The sequence below is a fragment of the Yersinia nurmii genome (assembly GCF_001112925.1).
Taxonomy (GTDB): Bacteria; Pseudomonadota; Gammaproteobacteria; order Enterobacterales; family Enterobacteriaceae; genus Yersinia; species Yersinia nurmii.
Map to the genome: position 1 here is coordinate 38,678 of NZ_CPYD01000005.1, position 18,667 is coordinate 57,344.

Below are 18,667 nucleotides of genomic sequence, written 5' to 3' on the forward strand. Positions count from 1 at the left end.
CTGGCCTGATGTTTATGAGTTACGGTGGCTAGCCACGCTTAGTTTCCCAAACTGCCGATGTCACTTAACAATTGGTTGAGCAAGGGGCCTAGCACTTTGAGCGTTTCCGGCGACATCATGGTGATATGGGAACAATCAAGCTCAAAAGTACGCAGATTCTTCACATACGGAGCCCAGATCTCTGCCGGTGTTTCACCTTCAGGCTGAGTTTGCGTCGCCACAAACAGCGTGGTTTCGCCGTGATAAACCGCCGTGGTGGCCGCAGATAACAGGCCAACCGAATCGTCATAGTTGGCCTGAATCTGATCGAACATTTTACGCTTTTCTTCCAACTCATCGCCGGTAGCCGCCATAAATAGTTCACGCTCACGCTCTACTTCAGCCAATGCTTCGGCTTCAATTGGCGCATTCCAGTCCTGAGTTTCAGGCGGGTAAGTATCGAGTAAACCGAGGAATGCTACTTCTTCGCCCTGTTCCTGCAATTTTACCGCCATACCCTGAGCAATGGTGCCACCCAATGAATAGCCCATTAAATGATAAGGGCCCATAGGCTGGATGCGGCGTAGCGTTGCCAGATGCTGTTCGCACATTTCATCCATGTTGGCACATTCGGCGATAGCGCCGCCGGGACGCGGCGATTGCAGCCCCATAACTGGCCATTTACCTGACAGATAACGCGGTAACTGGCTGAACTGCCAGGCAAAACCTGAAGCCGGATGCACACAGAACAATGATGCACCAGAGCCTTGTCGCAATATCATCACTTCGCCAAAACCGATTTCATTCTGGTTTTGTGACTGTGGCTGACTCAGCGCCGCCGCCAGGCTAGCAACCGTAGAAGCAACCATTACCTGACCCACAGCTACCGGTTGTTTCAATTCACGACGCAAATCTGCCGCCAACCGCATGGCTAACAGAGAATGGCCACCGGCGGCAAAGAAATCGGTATCCGCGCCCACGGAATCTACCCCAAGCAGATTGGCAAACATTTCCGCAATTCGGGTTTCCAATCCTTCAGCCGGAGCACGCCCACCATCATCTAACTGGTTAGCCGGCGCTGGCAAGGCTTTGCGATCCAGCTTTCCGTTGGCGCTGAGTGGGAAGGTCTCCAGACTCACGATAACCACCGGCACCATATGCGCAGGTAAACGCTCACTTAACGCTTTACGCAGGGCTTCGGTATCTACTTCCATCTGTCCGACAGCCGGAACGATATAGCCCACCAACTGTCGGCTGTCGGCGCCGGCCAGAGCGCCTTCAGCCCCCACCAGCGTCCGGGCTACCACCACCGCTTGCTGTACCTGCGGTAATTCCAACAGCGCAGATTCGATCTCACCCAGTTCGATACGTTGACCGCGAATTTTCAACTGATCGTCGCTACGCCCCAGATATTCCACCTCGCCGTTAGCCAACCAGCGGGCAATATCGCCTGTGCGATACATTCGCTGACCACAATCAAAAGGATCGGCAACGAAGCGGCTGGCGGTCAGGTCTGGACGCGCATAGTATCCCTGCGCCAACTGCACCCCGCACAGATAAAGGTCGCCCGCCACGCCCACAGGAACCGGTCGCAATAGATGATCGAGAATCCGCAGCTGAGTATTCCATACCGGTTTACCGATCGGCACACTGTTGCCTGTGATACGCGCCAGATCCGCGCCGTAGGCCGGTTGATAAGTAACGTCCACCGCCGCTTCCGTTGGCCCGTACAGATTATGTAACGGCGCAGAGAAACATTGTTGATACAGCTCTGACAGCTCACGGGAAAGCGCTTCACCACTGCAGAATACCCGACGCAGGCTGGTACAGGTTCGTCCCTGCCCGCTCAGAGCGCTGACAAAAGCAGCCAGCATGGAAGGCACAAAGTGAGCGGTAGTCACGCCGTAATCTTCTACGATCGCCCGCAGCGCGTCCGGATCGCGATGAGCCTCTGGCGGAGCCATAACCAATCTGGCTCCCGTAATCATCGGCCAGAAGAATTCCCACACCGATACGTCGAAGCTACAAGGGGTTTTCTGCAATACCACGTCATCACTGCCTAATGGATACTCATTTTGCATCCACAACAGTCGGTTAACGATGGCACCGTGAGAAACCACGACGCCTTTTGGCCGACCGGTCGATCCCGAGGTATAAATCAGATAGGCCGGATGATCGGTGGTAATAGACGGCGCGACAAAATCCTGCGCCGCAGGCCAAGGTTGAGTTAATCGATCCAATAATAACAACGCCCCCTGACCGGCGAAACGCTCAGCCAGATCGCTAAAAGTGATGATCAGGCGAGGCTGGGCATCCTGGATCATGTACGCCAAACGATCGTCAGGGTAACCGGTATCCAACGGCAAATAAGCCGCACCGGCTTCCAGTATCGCCATCAGCGATAAACTGAGATCCACCGAGCGTGGTAAGGCTACTGCTACTCGATCGCCGGCGCGCACGCCCTGCCGCTGTAGATGAGCGGCCAACGCCGTCACTCTTTCACGAACCTGTTGATAATTCAGCTGCTGATGGATGTCCAATAGCGCCAGATCCAGCGGCGTTTCCTGCGCCTGCTGCGCCATCAGGTCACACAGCGTCACCGCCGGTAGCGTTATGCCGGTATTATTGATTTCGGCTAGCAGGGCTTTCTCATCCGGTGTTTGCAGATCCAGTGCTGACAACGGTAATTCCGGCTGATAAACCAGATATTCCAGCAACCTAACCAAACGTTGTGCCACCCGCTGTGGATCTTGCACCACATCGCGATATTCCAACTGCAACTGCAGTTTTTCCCCCGGTAGCGCCAGTAACGCCAACGGATAATGGGTATAACCACGGTTATTTAGACCTGCACATCGCAGACCGTGGAATTCTTGTTGATGTAACTTGCTGTTTTCCGGATAGTTCTCTACTACTAACAGCGTATCAAACAGCGTGTTCGCTCCGGCCAGACGCTGAATTTCCCCCAACCCTAGTCCATCATGCTCCAACAGCTGAATTTGCTGCTGTTGCAATGCGTTAAGCTGCGCGAGTAATGGCAGATTCGGCTGTAATTTAACTCTGACCGGAATGGTATTGCTGAACAAACCTATGTGTTGCTCAATACCTTCCACTTCCGCATAGCGACCGGACACCGGCGAACCGAATACCACATCGTTGCGACCACTCAGTGCGCCCAGTAAAGTCCCCCAAACCCCTTGTAACAGGGTGTTCAGCGTCAAACCTTCCCGACGCAGCAAAGTGACCAACCCCGCTGTCAGCTCGCGGCCTAACTCCACCGCCAGCTCCCGTACAGGACCTGCTGAGTTAGCTTCAGGGTAAAGAATCGATGGCGTTGCGCCCAGCATCGCCTGTTGCCAGATCTGACGATCCTGCTGTAGATCTCGCTGCGTCATTTGATTGATTAGCGATCCATAGCTAACCTTCAGTGGCGCCAACGGAAGATTACCGTAAGTATGCAGTAGATCGTGTAGCATGATCGAAGATGACCAGCCGTCACCGATCAGGTGATGAGCAACGAGGATCAGTACGTGACGATCGGTGGCATAACGCACCAGTACCGCTTCCAATAATGGACGCGGGCTGGCGGCGATCAAATCTTTCGCTAACAAGCTGCGCTCCAGATTATAGAACTCCACGACCTGCCGATCCGCCGTCATTTCTGACAGATCCAGTACTCGCCACGGCACATTCATGTGAGTAGTATCGATCCTCGGCAGAATTTGCAGCGGCTCACTGTACAATTCAGTGTCAAAGATCGCCGCCAATTGTGGGTAGCGAACCAGTAGCAGCTCCAACGCGCCGCGCAGACGGTCAACATCCAGCGGCCCTTCCAGCTCAAAACGGCTCATAGCATTGTAGTTATTTGCCTCACGGCCTAACTGGGCGTGGAACAGCAAACCTTGTTGCAACGGCAATACTGGCAGCACCGCGCTGACAGAACCATATTTCTCCGTGACTGCGGCCATGACCGTGTCTGGCAGTTTAACTTCTGCCGTCGGTTTACCCGGTGCAGTTTCGCCCACAGGCTGCAATGCCAGCGCCATTCGCGCCGGAGTGCGTTGAGAGAAAATATCTCGCGGACGCAACTGATAACCTTGCCGACGCAGCGCCGTACCCAACGCCATAGCGGAAATACTATCGCCGCCCAGTGCGAAGAAATCATCATCCGCGCCAACTTGTTCCAACCCCAGCAGATCGGCCGTGGCCCGACAAATCAGAGCTTCTTGCGGGGTTTGCGGTGCACGACTAATTTGCTGCACCGCGCGTTCCGGCGCAGGCAGCGCCTGACGATCGATTTTACCGTTTACCGTCAGCGGCAACTCATTTAACACCACCAACACCGCTGGCACCATATAGTCTGGCAGGGTCGCGGCAAGCTGTTCCAGTAACTGGCTGGAAAGCTGCGGATTGGCATTCAGATCCGCATCTGGCACCGAGCAATAGCCAATCAAACGGTGGGTAACACCAATAGCTTCAGCCATCACCACCGCCGTGCTGACCTGCGGCAATGCCACCAGCGCATTTTCCACCTCACCTAATTCGACGCGGAAGCCACGCACTTTAATCTGATGGTCAATACGACCAACGAAATCAAGCTGTCCCTCCGGCGTCCAGCGCATTAAATCGCCGCTGCGGTACATCACCTCTCCCTCACGGAAGGGATTCGCGACAAAGCGCGCCGCCGTTAGATCCGGGCGACGCAGATAGCCGCGCGCCAAACCGGCACCGGCGATATACAACTCACCCATCACACCAACCGGCACTTTCTCTAGCTTACTGTTCAGCAGATACACTTCGGTATTAGCGACTGGTCGGCCAATGACTGGCTGATCGGAAACTCGCGTACTGGTACCCAAGGTATCGATGGTGTATTCCGATGGCCCATAATAGTTATGAACGTTTAATTCAGGGTGTTGCTTAAGCAGATTCCACAGGCGCGGCGTCGCCGCTTCTCCACCGATCATAATGAAGGCCGGACGATGACGCCCGTTTTCCAGCAAACCGCTGTCGATCATTTGAGAGAAGAATGACGGCGTGATATCCATTGTATCTATGGGCACCTCATCCATCATTTGTACCAATGAATAAGCGTCGCGGCGCATTTCTTCGTCGAAGATATACAGCTCACAGCCGATCATCATCCAGAACAAAGGTTCCCAGGAAGAATCGAAGGAGAATGACGCAGTGTGCCCGGCGCGCATCCGGCGGCTATGCTGCTGAGCAAATTCCGCCATTGCCGGGCCGTACAAATTATCGGCATGCGCCACCAGCAGATTTAGCAGGCCGCCATGGGTGCTCATCACCCCTTTTGGTCGCCCAGTGGAACCTGAGGTGTAAATAATATAAGCCAGATGTGCACCGCGGAGCGCTTCCCGTCGTTCGGCGTCAACGACAGGTTGAGTCGGTAATGCCGCACATTCACTGCGGAAAACCTCGTCATCCAAGCTTAACGTCGCAGCGAGTTGCGGCAATTGTTCACGGATCCTGTTATGGGTTAATAACAGGCAAGGACGCGCGTCGTCGCACATCAACTCCAGTCGATCCAGCGGATAATCGAGATCAAGCGGCATATAGGCCGCGCCACTCGCCAGCACCCCTAAAATAGCCACCAGAGAATCTACCGAACGTGGCAAACCTATCGCTACCACATCGTCAGCCCCGACGCCGCGAGCAATCAACGCCCGCGCCAATTGCGCCACTCGAACCGAAAGTTGCTGATAACTAAGACGATGCTCGCCGCAGGCTACCGCGCAATCATCCGGCTGCTGGGTAACGCGAGAATGGAAAATATCCAGTACCGAAACCGCACCGGCAGGCATAGAAATCGCCGGCCCGTTGGCCCATTGATCGATAACCGCCAGTTCCTGTGGATCGAGCAATGACAGTTGCCCGATCGCGACATCTGGCTGGCGAGCGATCTGTTGGATCAAATATTGAATACGCTGAGCGTGTAAACGCAGGCTGGCCATGTCGTAGCGCGCCGGATTGGCGGTTAATTCCACGCTAAGCTGACCTTCCTCCAGATACAAGTTGAACTCCAGATCCTCCACCGGCCCAGAAGCCATTTGATGAGTGATCCCATCAATACCGGCAAAATTCAGCTGATATTCAAACAGTTTGAAGTTAATGGTTGGGCCATACAAATCCTGCCCCGCGCCAACCATTCCGAGATCGCGCCGCAGTTGGTCGGCTTCGTAACGCTGATGGCGTCGCAGAGTTTTCAGCTCCAGAGCCAGATTACGCGCGACATCGGCCAGGGTGAGGTCGTCGCGCATTTTCGCCTGTAGCGGCAGTACGTTGACCACCGGCCCCAGCGCGCCAATAGCCACAGAACCCATTCGGCGCATGAATGGAAAACCGATGGAAAGATGCTGTTGCCCGCTCATGCGATACAAATAGCTCATCACCAAGGCGATCGCCATATCCGCCACAGATAGACGCTGCGATTTTACCGCTTCAATAATGGTCGAAAATTGGGCGATGTCAGTGGAGAAGTGATAGCGCAGCGGCAACGGAGAGAGACTCTGTTCGCTGTTGTTTTTTCCCGAGGAAGACAGACAAACCGGCACCGGCAGCTCCGCCGCGTGCTGTAACCAGAACTGACGATCTTTAGCCTCCGCTTCCGATCCTTGATAGGCCAGATATTCGGCAACCACTTCGCTAAAAGCGGTAAACGGATTTCCACCTGCGGGCAATCCTGACGCTAGCGCGGTATAGATCTCAGCGATACGTCGCGTTAAAGCGGTAAAACTGAATCCATCCACCATTAAATGATGATAACGCTGATACCACAACCAGCGTTCTTCGCCTTCAGGCTGCTCTTTCGCCGGACTCACTCGGAATAACAAATGGCGATAACCCGGAACATTCGCGGATTCAGGACGATCTGACCCCAAAAGATCCGCTTCCATCAAAACCTGGGCGGCGAGAGTAGCATCGTTTCGATCTCGCCAATCCAAGACTTCAGCGGGCGCGATCTGTTCGGGATCAATGGCCTGAGGAATCCACTGTACCGGTCCATTATCACCACTGCCAAAGCGGGCATGGACAATATCGGCCTCAGCCAGTCCCTGACGGAGCGCGGCTTGAAAATGTGCCACATCGAGATGACCACGGAGTTCGATATAATGCGCGACGGCGTAAGCGTTATTCTGGACCGCGATCTGATCGGCAAACCAGATACCTGGCTGAGCAGCAACCAGCGGTAATTCGCGTTCGTTTGCGGCAGAAAAAGTTAGGGTTGAAGCCTCTGACACGGCAAAAATTCCTTATTTGGCAAGTATCAAGAATCCGGTTATTCCGGCGTCTTTCCATCGGTCATGCTGGGCTATCTCATTCGGCGCAGCCTGTCAGCAGTTACGCATCTACAGCGCGAAAAACCCCGCCTGAAAAAGCATTTTTAAGGGTTTAGGCGCTGGCAGATGCAACATGACAAGAGATAGGTTTTTATTCCGGCTGAGCGTTAATCAGGCTCTGAGGGCGCATATCCGTCCAGTTCATTTCCAGATAGCGTACGCAGGCTTCCCTTACCGCCGGACCAAATACCGGTTCCCAACCGGCGGGAATCGCAGTGATTTCAGGCCACAGGCTGTACTGGCGCTGAGCATTGATCAGCACAAAAAAGGGAATGCTTTCATCATCAAAAGGGTTCACTTGGGCTTCATTCATCATATTAATTACTGTCATTTTTAAGATTGAGTAAATAATGCAGACCATCGATTAATCCACCCCGCCAACACACGGCATCATGCCCGCCAGAATAAAAACGGCTGTTAACGCGATGAGGGGATTGCTCTAATGCACGCTGCATTTCCTGATTAACCTGATAAATCACGTCTTCCCTGCGCCCTGCCTCCATAAATATATCCAGTTGATGATCGGCCCCCACACCTTGTTGAACTTGCTGAATCAGCCAACCGGCAACTTCAGCGTTGCCGTCGGGCATCAGCACGGCATCATCAATACGCGGCCACCAAAATGAACCTGACTGACTGAGTACGCAGCCAAAGCGCTGCGGCCAATGTAGCCCGGCGTACAGCGCGGCTAAGCCGCCATAACTTTGCCCTGCAACCAGAGTACGTGAGGCCAAGTCACTAAAAGGCTGATACTGCGCCACCTGCGGCAAAAGTTCGGCTAGAATCGCCAGCCAGAACTCCCGATGACAAGGCAATTCTTCCCCGCGATGCTGCTGATCGATAACATCAATCAGCACATAAACGGCGGGAGGAAGCTGACCACTCTCGGTTTGTCGATCCAATACGCCAAATATCGGTTGCCCCTGCGCCCAATATTGCCCATCCAGCAAAATAGCCAACGGACGATCCTGTGGTTGATCGGTTTCCCCTGTGGAATAGATCCAAATATTGCGACTATTACCGAGCAACTTGCTGTTCCAGACGATCTTATGCAGACGCGCCGAATCGACTGGCGGCGGATTGCCAGCATCGACGTCTTTCCAGGCAGGTTGTGGAAGTGAAGCGGGAAGATGTACTGCCGAGAGAGGTGTGCCACGGTTGCTGTAATGTGGTCGAATCCGATTAAGCGGGTCGCTTTCTGCCAGATCCAGTAAAGAAATCCACCAGTTACGCTGCGCCATGCGCCGCTGCTCATGACTCCCTTCCGGCAGTTGCAAACACTGGCTGGCGCTTACCGGAATCACGCTATAGCTACCGCGAAAATCAGGCTCAACCTCAGCCTGCCAATACCACACATCGGAATTACCGAGGCGCTTTAGGCATTCAGGCGTAAAACTGTGGTGGTCAGTGACACCGTTAACATCAATATAAACTCGGCTGAGAGAAGACTGCTGAGCATTTCCCTGTGGGTCTCGCCATAAAAACGTCAGTTTTACCCGATCTGTATCTCTAGGTTCTACCAAGGGAGTGCCCCATTGCGCGACCTGTTGCCACCAGGCCTCACTGCCAACTTGAGGATCGCTTAATAAGCTCTGGCTATCCGGATAACTGTTCACTGCATTCACAACCTTCCCTCGCTGTTTCAACTTTCTGTATCAGTCCTGAAAACCATTAGGCAGGCTAAAGATTGATTCATATATATTTAGGGACACAAGTAAATACAAATAATATTGAGAACTATTTGTGTTTGCAATAACATAGTTAGCATTCGCTCTAATGCATCAATTTAAGTTTGCTCGCCCCATAGGCAAACTGGCGGCGTTTACCACAAAAATAAAGCGGTCATACCGTCGATGTATTGATTTTGGCTGGATTGGATGGCCTTAGAGACACTGCGTTAAGGTTTGGCAGGAATGCGCGAACATACCCAGCCGAGCCTGACAATACGTAATACCGGGTGACCTTAAGCCCCGATTGCGCAAACACGCTTTTATTTTTATTTATTGTGTTCTAGGTAAGGGATAAATCATGTTCGATCTTTCTGGCAAATTGATGCCAAGGAAACTACCGCTTCACGTCAGCTCTACCTCTAAAACTTTACTATTTACCTCTGCACTTATTCTTATCCCGTCTATCGGCGCTCAGGCCGAAACGAATAAAACGGCCAATGCGGCGAAAGAAGATAAATTAGTGGTGGTTGCGCAGGCGGGCAATGGGGAGGAAAATTCAGGTTTTGTAGCGACCAATAGCTCCACGGGGACGAAAACTGATACCCCGCTGATTAAAACACCTCAGGCCATCTCCGTGATTACCAGTGAGCAAATGGCGGCGCAAGACGCGACCTCAGTCGCTCAGGCATTGCGTTATACCGCTGGCGTTATCTCTGAATATCGCGGCGCTTCCAACCTGAATGACGAAGTGACTATTCGCGGTTTCGGCTCCGTTCCTCGTTTCCTCGATGGTTTGAGCTATAGCTCTATCGGCGGCGTACGTCGCGCCGGCCAAATCGATCCCTGGATGCTGGAACGCGTTGAAGTCGTCCGTGGCCCAGCGTCGGTTTTATATGGTCAGGTTAACCCCGGCGGCCTGATTAATATGGTCAGCAAGCGCCCTACCGCTGAAAGTATCCATAAAGTACAGGCTCGCGCCGGTAATAATAAACTCGCCGAAGCGGCATTTGATTTTGGTGGCACCCTTGATGACGAGGGGAAAGTCCTTTATCGCCTGAATGGCATTGGCCGCACTCAAGATGATGCGGTGCAATCATTTAAACAGGAACGTTTTGCCATTGCTCCGGCAATTACTTTCTTACCAAATGAAGATACCAGCTTCACCTTATTAACCAGCTATCAAAGAGAGCCTGAAGCCGGTTCACGTAACTTCCTTCCGGCCAGAGGATTACTGACCGCGACTCAGTATGGTTATATTCCGCGTGATTTTAACGTTAGCGATCCAGCATTTGATCAATCATGGCGTGAACAAACTTCCGTCGGTTATGCTTTCGAGCATTATATTAATGACACCTTTAAATTCCGTCAGAATCTGCGTTATACACAAATAAAGCAGCATTATAATTATCTGGTATTTTTGGATATGCAGCCTGACAACCGCACCATGAATCGCCGCGCACAAATCGAAAGACAGCAATATGGCGAATTCTCGCTTGATAACCAATTGCAGGCAGATTTCTGGACCGGTGAATTCAACCACACGGTATTAACCGGGCTGGATTACAAACGTACCCGAATTGATAGCCAGTTCCTGATGGATCGCGGTAGCAAATACGATTTGGACTGGGTATCACCGGTTTATGGTCTGAATATTCAGGAAAGCGCGCTGGGGCTCAGCGATGACGATCTGAATAAACTGGATCAGGTTGGCGTTTATCTGCAAGACCAAATCGAATATGGCAACTGGAATCTGTTGCTGTCCGGTCGCTATGACTGGTCGCAAATGAAAGCATTAAGCCGTGTCACCAGCAAACAGACGCAGCAGGATGATAACGCCTTCACCGGTCGCGCAGCGGTGCTGTACGCCTTTGATTCCGGTATTTCTCCTTACGTCAGCTACAGCACTTCCTTCGAGCCTAATACGGGTAAAGGCGCACCGGGCCACGAAGCGCTGAAACCTATTACCGCACGTCAGGTGGAAGCCGGTATCAAATATCAACCGCCGGGTTCGCAAACCTTGCTGACTGCGGCTCTGTATGATTTACGTCAGAAAAACATCAGCCAGCGCGATCAGGTACTGAACTACGACATTCCTATCGGTGAAACCCAATCTCAAGGCTTGGAAACCGAATTAAAAAGCGCTCTGAGCGAAAATATTGATGTCATCGCATCTTATACCTACACCACGGCTAAAGTGCGCGAAACGACCCGCGTTGGCGAGCAAGGTAAAATGCCACCCACTATTCCACACCACGCTGCGGCACTGTGGGGAATGTATACCTTTAACGAAGGCGCACTAAGCGGTTTATCCACCGGTGCTGGCGTGCGTTATATGGGCACCAGTTGGGGTGATAGAAAGAACACATTCAAAGTACCTGCGTCTACCGTGTACGACTGGATGATGCGTTACGAATTAGGTAACGCAGTTCCGACGCTGAAAGGTACCTCACTACAGGTTAACCTGAATAACATCACCGATAAGAAGTACGTGGCAACCTGTTCAACCGATTCCGCCTGCTTCTATGCTCCGGGTCGTACTGCTACCGCAACCGTCAGTTATTCTTGGTAATAGCTGCGTATACACCGCGCCTGTCTGCTGGCAGGCGCTAATTTCCTACTGCCCCCCTCTTATATTTCATACGGACCTTAAAGAAAGGTAAATATTTCCCTACACGCTCCTCCTCCTCTCATCGCCAAAACAATATAACGCTATAAAATATAAAGAGTTAACCTAATAACAACCTTTCCACTCATGTCGTTTAACCTTTCTAAACCTATGGTTTTATCTTTATACTCACCCCATAACCCATTGAGGCAAAACTATGTCAGCGTCCGTAGGAATACCCCAGTTAATGCACCGCATTCGCACCAGTACCCAGCGTATGTGCGGGCTGCTGTTGGTATTTTTCTGGCTGATACTTAATGCTCAACTGGCGGTAGCTGGTCATCATTGCGATTTGATGCTGTCCGGCCAACCGGCGGTTATTCAGCATCAGGAACATACTCAGCACACGATGGATATGTCCCACGGTCAGGCGCAAAATGCGCTGTGTGACAAACACTGCGTGCCGGATTCGATGCAGCCTGACGGCAGCGTTATTGCGCTGGCCGCTCTACTCCCACAGACCGAACTGCGGCTTGCAGCGGTTCAAACCCATGCAGTGATACAAAAAAGCGATTGGTATTCACCCCCTATTGCCGGACCTCCGACGGAGATCGTTTTCTGTCGTTTCAGAGAATAACCCCAGACCTTGATATCCCCTGTATGCCGTCATTCAGCGGCACCTTGCGTTTATTTATTGTCTGGAGTTAATCATGAAAATCCTTATTGCTACCCTTTTCTTAGTGTTACCTACCGCCGTTTTCTCTGCCAATCCACAAGCCCATCAGCATATGCATCAACCGGATGCATCGAGTGCATCTGTAGAAACCCTTTATCAGTCCCAAGGTAAAATTAAGGCCTGGGGCACCGAAGGGGTATCCATCAGTCATCAGGCCATTCCAGCCCTGAACTGGCCGCCGATGACCATGAGTTTTAGCTTACCCACAGCAGGTAATCTGCAACCTTTAACGGTCGGAACAGAAGTCGATTTCAGATTCCGTCAGACCGCGCAGGGTTACGAACTGGTTTCCATCGCTCCGCACCAATCTTAAGCGGGGTTAACATGTCCAGATTCCTCTCTCATCGTTCTCCGGTGCGGCCAGCCCTTGCCTGCTCGCTCACCTTGCTGACGCTGTGCCAGCCGTTGGCGGCCCAGGCTGTCGATATCACGCTGAATCAGGCTATCAGTTCGGCTGAACATTATTCCGCCGAACTGTCCGCCAATCAGCATCAGGTGAATGCGTTGGAAAATATGGCCAGTTCCGCCACTCAACTGCCCGATCCCAAACTCAAATTCGGAATAGAAAATCTGCCGGTCGGCGGCAATAACGGTCACCGTTTTACTCGGGAAGGCATGACCATGCAGCGTATCGGCATCATGCAAGACTATGTAAGCAGCGATAAACGCCAGCGTAAAGCCGATACCCTCAGTGCGGAGGCACGCAAAACCGCGGCGGCCAGCGAAACTATTCGCGCTCGCTTGCAGAAAGATGCGGCCCAATCGTGGCTAGATTTGGCGCTCGCCGAACAGGCCGTAAAAGATGCTCAAAAACTGGTGCTGGAAAGTGAAAAACAGATTGGCGTAAAGCGGGCTGGCGTTATCGGCGGAGCCAGCCCTGCCAGTAGCGTAGTGGATTCCCGACTGAAGCGGATTGCCATGCAGGATCGCCTAACCAACGCCGAGCGAGACGTGCGTCTGGCGCAAGCGCGCTTGACCCAGCTTACCGGTTTGGAAGTGACCAAAACCAGCGGTTCACTGCCCACTTTCACCCGCCTGCCGGCCGATGTTGCAGTTTTGCAGACGGCAGTTTTCCAGCATCCCGAAGTATTACAGGCCAGACGCGAAGCAGAAGTGGCAAAAGCTCGCTCGGCTCAGTCTGCCATTGCAGCCATTCCTGATATTGGCGTCGAGGTTTATTACGCCAAACGTTCCGAGGACTATGACGATATGGCCGGCGTGATGGTTACCGTGGATTTACCGCTGTTTCGCTCCCAAAGACAGGATAAAGACTACGCCGCCGACGTTTCTCGCGCCTTGGAAGCCAATGATCAGCTCACTTTACTGACGCGAGATCATCGGGCGCAGCTCGACACGCTATTGGCACAATATCAGGCTACCCAGCAACGCTGGCAGCGTCAGACTCAGGAAGTGCTGCCGCTGCAAAAACAGCGGCTAGATCTGATCATCGCTCAGTATCAGGCCAATAAAAGCGATCTTTCCTCAGTGATGGATGCCCGTCTGGCGCTATTGGAAAGTGGGCTCAATACTCGCGATGCCGCTCGTGAACTGGCCTCTCTGTGGGTTGCTATTCGCTATTTGATCCCGCAGGAGACAGCACTATGAAAAAACACTTTACTGTGAGTCTGGTCGCCGTCGCTATGCTGGGCGGATTGACCGGTTACTGGTTGGCAAAACCGGCGCAACAGGGCGAAAAAACCACGCCTGATGCCGTAGAACCTGGCCGCAAAGTCTTATATTGGTACGATCCGATGACTCCAGGACAACGTTTTAATCAGCCTGGAAAATCCCCGTTTATGGATATGGAGCTGGTGCCCCGCTACGCCGATCAACAGGCCGATGACGGCGGCGTGATTATCAGCGCCAGACAGCAGCAAAATCTGGGCGTACGCACGGAAAAATCCCAGATGCGCAGCCTGAATTTGCGCTTAACCGCTTATGGCACCGTAGCTACCGATGAGCGCAGCGTTTCAGTTATACCGGCTCGCGCCAACGGCATCATCGAACAGCTTTGGGTACGAGCCAACCAGCAGCAGGTCAGCAAAAATCAGCCATTAGCGTCTCTGTGGATACCGGAATGGAACGCCGCTCAGCAGGAATATCTGGCGATCCGCAAGTTAGGAGATAACCCGCTAACCTCCGCCGCTCGCCAGCGTTTACAGCTGCAATTTATGCCAGATGAAATTATTCGTCAGGTAGAAAAAAGCGGTCAGCCACAAACCCGCTATACCTTACGCGCTCCCGCCGCAGGCTACGTTAACAAGCTGGATATTCGCGCTGGGACGCAGGTTAGCGCCACACAATCGCTGTTTGAACTGGCCAGTCTGGATCCGGTTTGGGTAGTCATTGATTACCCACAGACTCAAGCCAGCCAATTGCAGCTCGGTAGCGCTATTCAGGCGACCTCTGCCAGTTGGCCGGGAGAGATTTTCCATGGGAAAGTCAGTGAACTGCTGCCTAATATGGATTTAACGACCCGCACGCTGAAAGCTCGTGTCGTACTGGATAATCCGCAGCAAAAATTAAAGCCGGGCATGTACCTGAATCTACAAGCATCCTCACGGGAAGCGCTACCGCCGGTGTTAGCAATCCCGCAGGAAGCGCTGTTACTTACTGGTAGCAGCAGCCGGGTGCTGGTCAGCGAAGGAGAGGGGTACTTTAAACCCGTCAATGTCACCGCCGGTCAGTCTCAGGACGGTTGGGTAGAAATCAAACAGGGACTGAGTCTCGGCGAGCACGTGGTTACCTCCGGTCAGTTCCTGATCGACTCCGAAGCCAGCCTGCAAACTGCACTTCCGCAAATGGAGGAGCCTAAATACACCGATAGTAGCAATCAAACAAACGCCGTCGCGCCGGATACCTATAGCGCTTTAGGCCGCGTCAATGCTATTGCCGGGCAAACGATCACGTTGAGCCACGGAACGATTCCTGCGCTGAAATGGGGGCCAATGACGATGGATTTCACTCTGCCGGAAAGCGGTTTGCCTGCGAATATCCGCGTCGGTGCTCAGGTAGATTTTCAATTCACGTTGGACGATAACGGTGCGCACATTCAGCAGATTCGCCCATCAAAATCGGCAGATAACCAGCCAATTCATGGAGGCCACCTATGATTGCCGCCGTGATTCGTTGGTCATTACGCAACCGCTTATTGGTGCTATTGGGAGCCGCTATGATGGCCGGTTGGGGAATCTGGTCGCTACAGCAGACGCCGCTGGATGCTCTGCCGGATCTGTCTGATACCCAAGTGATTATTCGCGTTAGTTATCCGGGTAAAGCGCCGCAGGTGGTGGAAGATCAGGTGACTTACCCCTTGACCACCACCATGCTATCGGTGCCGGGCGCAGAAACCGTACGTGGTTTTTCAATGTTCGGTGATTCCTACGTGTATGTGCTGTTTGCCGAAGGCACCGATCCTTACTGGGCGCGCGCTCGCGTGCTGGAATATCTCAGCCAAGTGCAATCCAGTCTGCCTGCCGAAGCCAAGGCTACGCTGGGGCCTGATGCCACAGGCGTTGGCTGGATCTATGAATATGCGTTGATAGATAAAACCGGTAAACACAGTCTGGCGGATCTGCGAACATTACAAGATTGGACGCTAAAATTTGAGCTGAAAACCGTACCCAACGTCTCCGAAGTCGCCAGCGTGGGCGGAATGGTGCGTCAGTATCAGGTCGTGCTCAATCCTGAACGGATGCGCGCACTGAATCTTTCTCATCAGCAAATCGCCAGTGCCATTCAGGAGAGTAATCAGGAAGGCGGCGGTTCAGTCTTGGAAATGAGCGCAGCGGAATACATGGTGCGCACCTCCGGCTACCTGAAAAATCTGGATGATTTTAATCACATCGTGATTACCGCCCGCGATGGCATTCCGATCCTGTTATCGGATGTCGCCAGCGTGCGAATTGGCCCTGAAATACGCCGTGGCGTGGCCGAATTAAACGGTGAAGGTGAAGTGGCTGGCGGCATTATTGTGATGCGCTACGGCAAAAATGCGCTGGAAACCATCAACGGCGTCAAAGCCAAACTACAACAAATTCAGCGAACGCTGCCCGCAGGCGTGGAAATCGTACCGGTCTACGATCGCTCTCAGTTAATCACCCACGCCATCGATAGTCTGTCTTTCAAACTGCTGGAAGAGTTTCTGGTGGTTGCCGTGATTTGCTCACTATTTCTCTTCCATTTCCGTTCGGCGCTGGTGGCCATTATTAGTCTGCCACTGGGAATTCTCGGTGCGTTTATCGTGATGCATTATCAAGGAGTTAACGCCAACATTATGTCACTGGGAGGTATCGCTATCGCCATTGGCGCTATGGTGGATGCCGCGATCGTAATGATAGAAAACATGCATAAAGTGCTGGAACAATGGCGAAAAGATCATCCGGGACAAAAACCCGTCGGACAGGATTACTGGCTCATTTCCGAGCGGGCGGCGATTGAGGTCGGCCCGGCGCTATTTTGCAGCTTGCTCATTATCACGCTGTCATTTATTCCGGTGTTTTCATTACAGGCGCAGGAAGGCCGAATGTTCTCGCCGCTAGCCTTTACCAAAACCTACGCCATGGCGGTTTCTGCCGGTTTAGCCATCACTTTAGTACCCGTTCTGATGGGCTATTTCATTCGCGGTAATATTCCTGATGAGAATGCCAACCCAATAAATCGCTGGCTAATCGCATTATATGAACCGGTGCTTAGCGCGGTGCTGGCTCGTCCTAAAACTACCCTGACGCTAGCCGCTCTGGCTTTGGCTGCCACGTTGTACCCGCTCAGCCGTTTAGGCAGCGAATTTATGCCTGCGCTGGATGAAGGCGATCTGTTGTATATGCCATCGACTTTACCGGGTATTTCAGTGCAGGAAGCCACGCGACTGCTGCAACAAACTGACCGTCTAATCAAAACCATTCCCGAAGTCGATACGGTATTTGGCAAGGCCGGGCGGGCTGAAACCGCGACCGATCCTGCGCCGTTAACTATGATCGAAACCACTATTCGTTTTAAGCCCAAAGATCAATGGCGGGCAGGCATGACGATGGACAGATTGATCGAAGAATTGGACACCACGGTAAAAGTACCAGGGATTGCCAATCTGTGGGTACCACCTATCCGTAATCGGCTAGATATGCTTTCCACCGGCATTAAAAGTCCAGTTGGGATCAAGGTAAACGGTAAAAATATTCAGCAAATCGAACAGGTTGCCTTACAGATCGAGCAAGTTGTACGGCAAGTGCCAGGTGTCACTTCAGCACTGTCTGAGCGTTTAGCCGGAGGCCGCTACGTTGATATCAATATCGATCGCCAGCGAGCGGCGCGCTATGGCGTTTCGGTGAAAGAACTACAATCTCTGGTTACCAGCGTGATTGGTGGACAGAATATCGGTGAAACCATTGAAGGGCGGGAACGATTCCCTATCAATCTGCGTTATCCGCGTGAGCTGCGCGATTCACTGCAAAAACTGCGCGACCTGCCGGTATTGACCGCTGCGGGTGGGCAAATTGCTCTGTCGGAACTGGCGGATATTCGTATCAGCGAAGGCCCACCCATGCTGAAAAGTGAGAATGCCCGCCTCTCTGATTGGATCTATGTGGATCTACGTGGGCGAGACCTTAAATCTGCGGTGTTGGATATGCAAAAAGCGGTAGATCAGCAGGTTAAATTACCGGAAGGGATCTCTCTCAGTTGGTCAGGACAGTTTGAATATCTGGAACGAGCCACCGCCAAGCTGCAAATTGTTCTGCCAGTCACGCTAATGATCATCTTTGTTCTGCTGTTTGTGACCTTCGGCAAAGTTAGGGATGCCGCACTGATCATGGCGACACTCCCTTTCGCCCTGATCGGCGGTATTTGGCTACTGTATGGATTGGGCTACAACTTCTCGGTTGCCGCTGCGGTGGGCTTTATTGCTCTGGCTGGCGTAGCCGCTGAATTCGGCGTCATTATGGTGCTGTATCTCAATCAGGCAGTGAAAAAACATCAATTACCGGGGCAACCGCTGACTGCGGAACACATGTGCGCCGCCATCCACGAAGGAGCCGTCCTGCGAGTCAGGCCAAAAGCCATGACCGTCGCCACCATTATGGCCGGATTACTGCCAATCATGTGGGGAGGCGGCGCCGGGTCCGAGGTGATGCAGCGTATTGCCGCTCCGATGATCGGCGGCATGATCAGCGCACCGTTATTATCGATGTTAGTCATTCCGGCAGTGTATTTACTGATGCATCGACATAAAGGGTAATCTTTTCGCGCGGGATGCAGGGGCGTCCCGCGCACAAAAGATCGCGGTTTTACCCGTTAAAACCGGCGCGGCAAAGATGGCTGTCTC

9 protein-coding genes are annotated in these 18,667 nt (G+C 52.7%); 6 read left to right on the forward strand and 3 right to left on the reverse strand.

Going from position 1 to position 18,667, the window contains the following annotated elements; genetic code table 11:
• Positions 1 to 38 precede the first annotated feature (38 nt).
• The 3 genes from AD970_RS07840 to fes form a co-directional block, all read right to left on the reverse strand.
• Positions 39 to 7,238, reverse strand: coding sequence for a non-ribosomal peptide synthetase (locus AD970_RS07840; RefSeq protein WP_049597757.1), 7,200 nt, complete (start codon positions 7,236 to 7,238; stop codon positions 39 to 41).
• 190 nt (positions 7,239 to 7,428) lie between these two features.
• Complete coding sequence (locus tag AD970_RS07845) at positions 7,429 to 7,650, reverse strand: MbtH family protein (RefSeq protein WP_049598099.1); 222 nt, start codon at positions 7,648 to 7,650, stop codon at positions 7,429 to 7,431.
• A 4-nt stretch (positions 7,651 to 7,654) separates the two neighbouring features.
• The gene (gene fes, locus AD970_RS07850) at positions 7,655 to 8,962 is read right to left on the reverse strand and encodes an enterochelin esterase (protein WP_049597758.1); all 1,308 of its coding nucleotides are present in this window, start codon (positions 8,960 to 8,962) and stop codon (positions 7,655 to 7,657) included.
• Positions 8,963 to 9,365: 403 nt separating this feature from the next.
• On the opposite strand from fes, the gene AD970_RS07855 reads away from it, so the two are divergent.
• The 6 genes from AD970_RS07855 (at position 9,366) to AD970_RS07880 (ending at position 18,580) form a co-directional block, all read left to right on the forward strand.
• Entirely contained in the window at positions 9,366 to 11,576 is a 2,211-nt protein-coding gene (locus AD970_RS07855; RefSeq protein WP_049597759.1) for a TonB-dependent siderophore receptor, read from the forward strand.
• A 253-nt stretch (positions 11,577 to 11,829) separates the two neighbouring features.
• Positions 11,830 to 12,249: a hypothetical protein gene (locus AD970_RS07860; protein WP_072080616.1), complete on the forward strand. Its 420-nt coding sequence runs from the start codon at positions 11,830 to 11,832 to the stop codon at positions 12,247 to 12,249.
• A gap of 73 nt (positions 12,250 to 12,322) precedes the next feature.
• Positions 12,323 to 12,661: a copper-binding protein gene (locus tag AD970_RS07865; protein WP_049597761.1), complete on the forward strand. Its 339-nt coding sequence runs from the start codon at positions 12,323 to 12,325 to the stop codon at positions 12,659 to 12,661.
• 11 nt (positions 12,662 to 12,672) lie between these two features.
• On the forward strand, positions 12,673 to 13,953 hold the full coding sequence (locus AD970_RS07870; RefSeq protein WP_049597762.1) for a TolC family protein: 1,281 nt from the start codon (positions 12,673 to 12,675) through the stop codon (positions 13,951 to 13,953).
• The gene (locus tag AD970_RS07875) at positions 13,950 to 15,461 is read left to right on the forward strand and encodes an efflux RND transporter periplasmic adaptor subunit (protein ID WP_049597763.1); all 1,512 of its coding nucleotides are present in this window, start codon (positions 13,950 to 13,952) and stop codon (positions 15,459 to 15,461) included. The genes AD970_RS07870 and AD970_RS07875 overlap by 4 nt, the downstream gene beginning before the upstream one ends.
• Positions 15,458 to 18,580 carry an efflux RND transporter permease subunit gene (locus AD970_RS07880; protein WP_049597764.1) on the forward strand — a complete coding sequence of 1,041 codons (3,123 nt, stop codon included), beginning with the start codon at positions 15,458 to 15,460 and terminating at the stop codon, positions 18,578 to 18,580. The genes AD970_RS07875 and AD970_RS07880 overlap by 4 nt, the downstream gene beginning before the upstream one ends.
• The last annotated feature ends 87 nt before the right edge of the window (positions 18,581 to 18,667 follow it).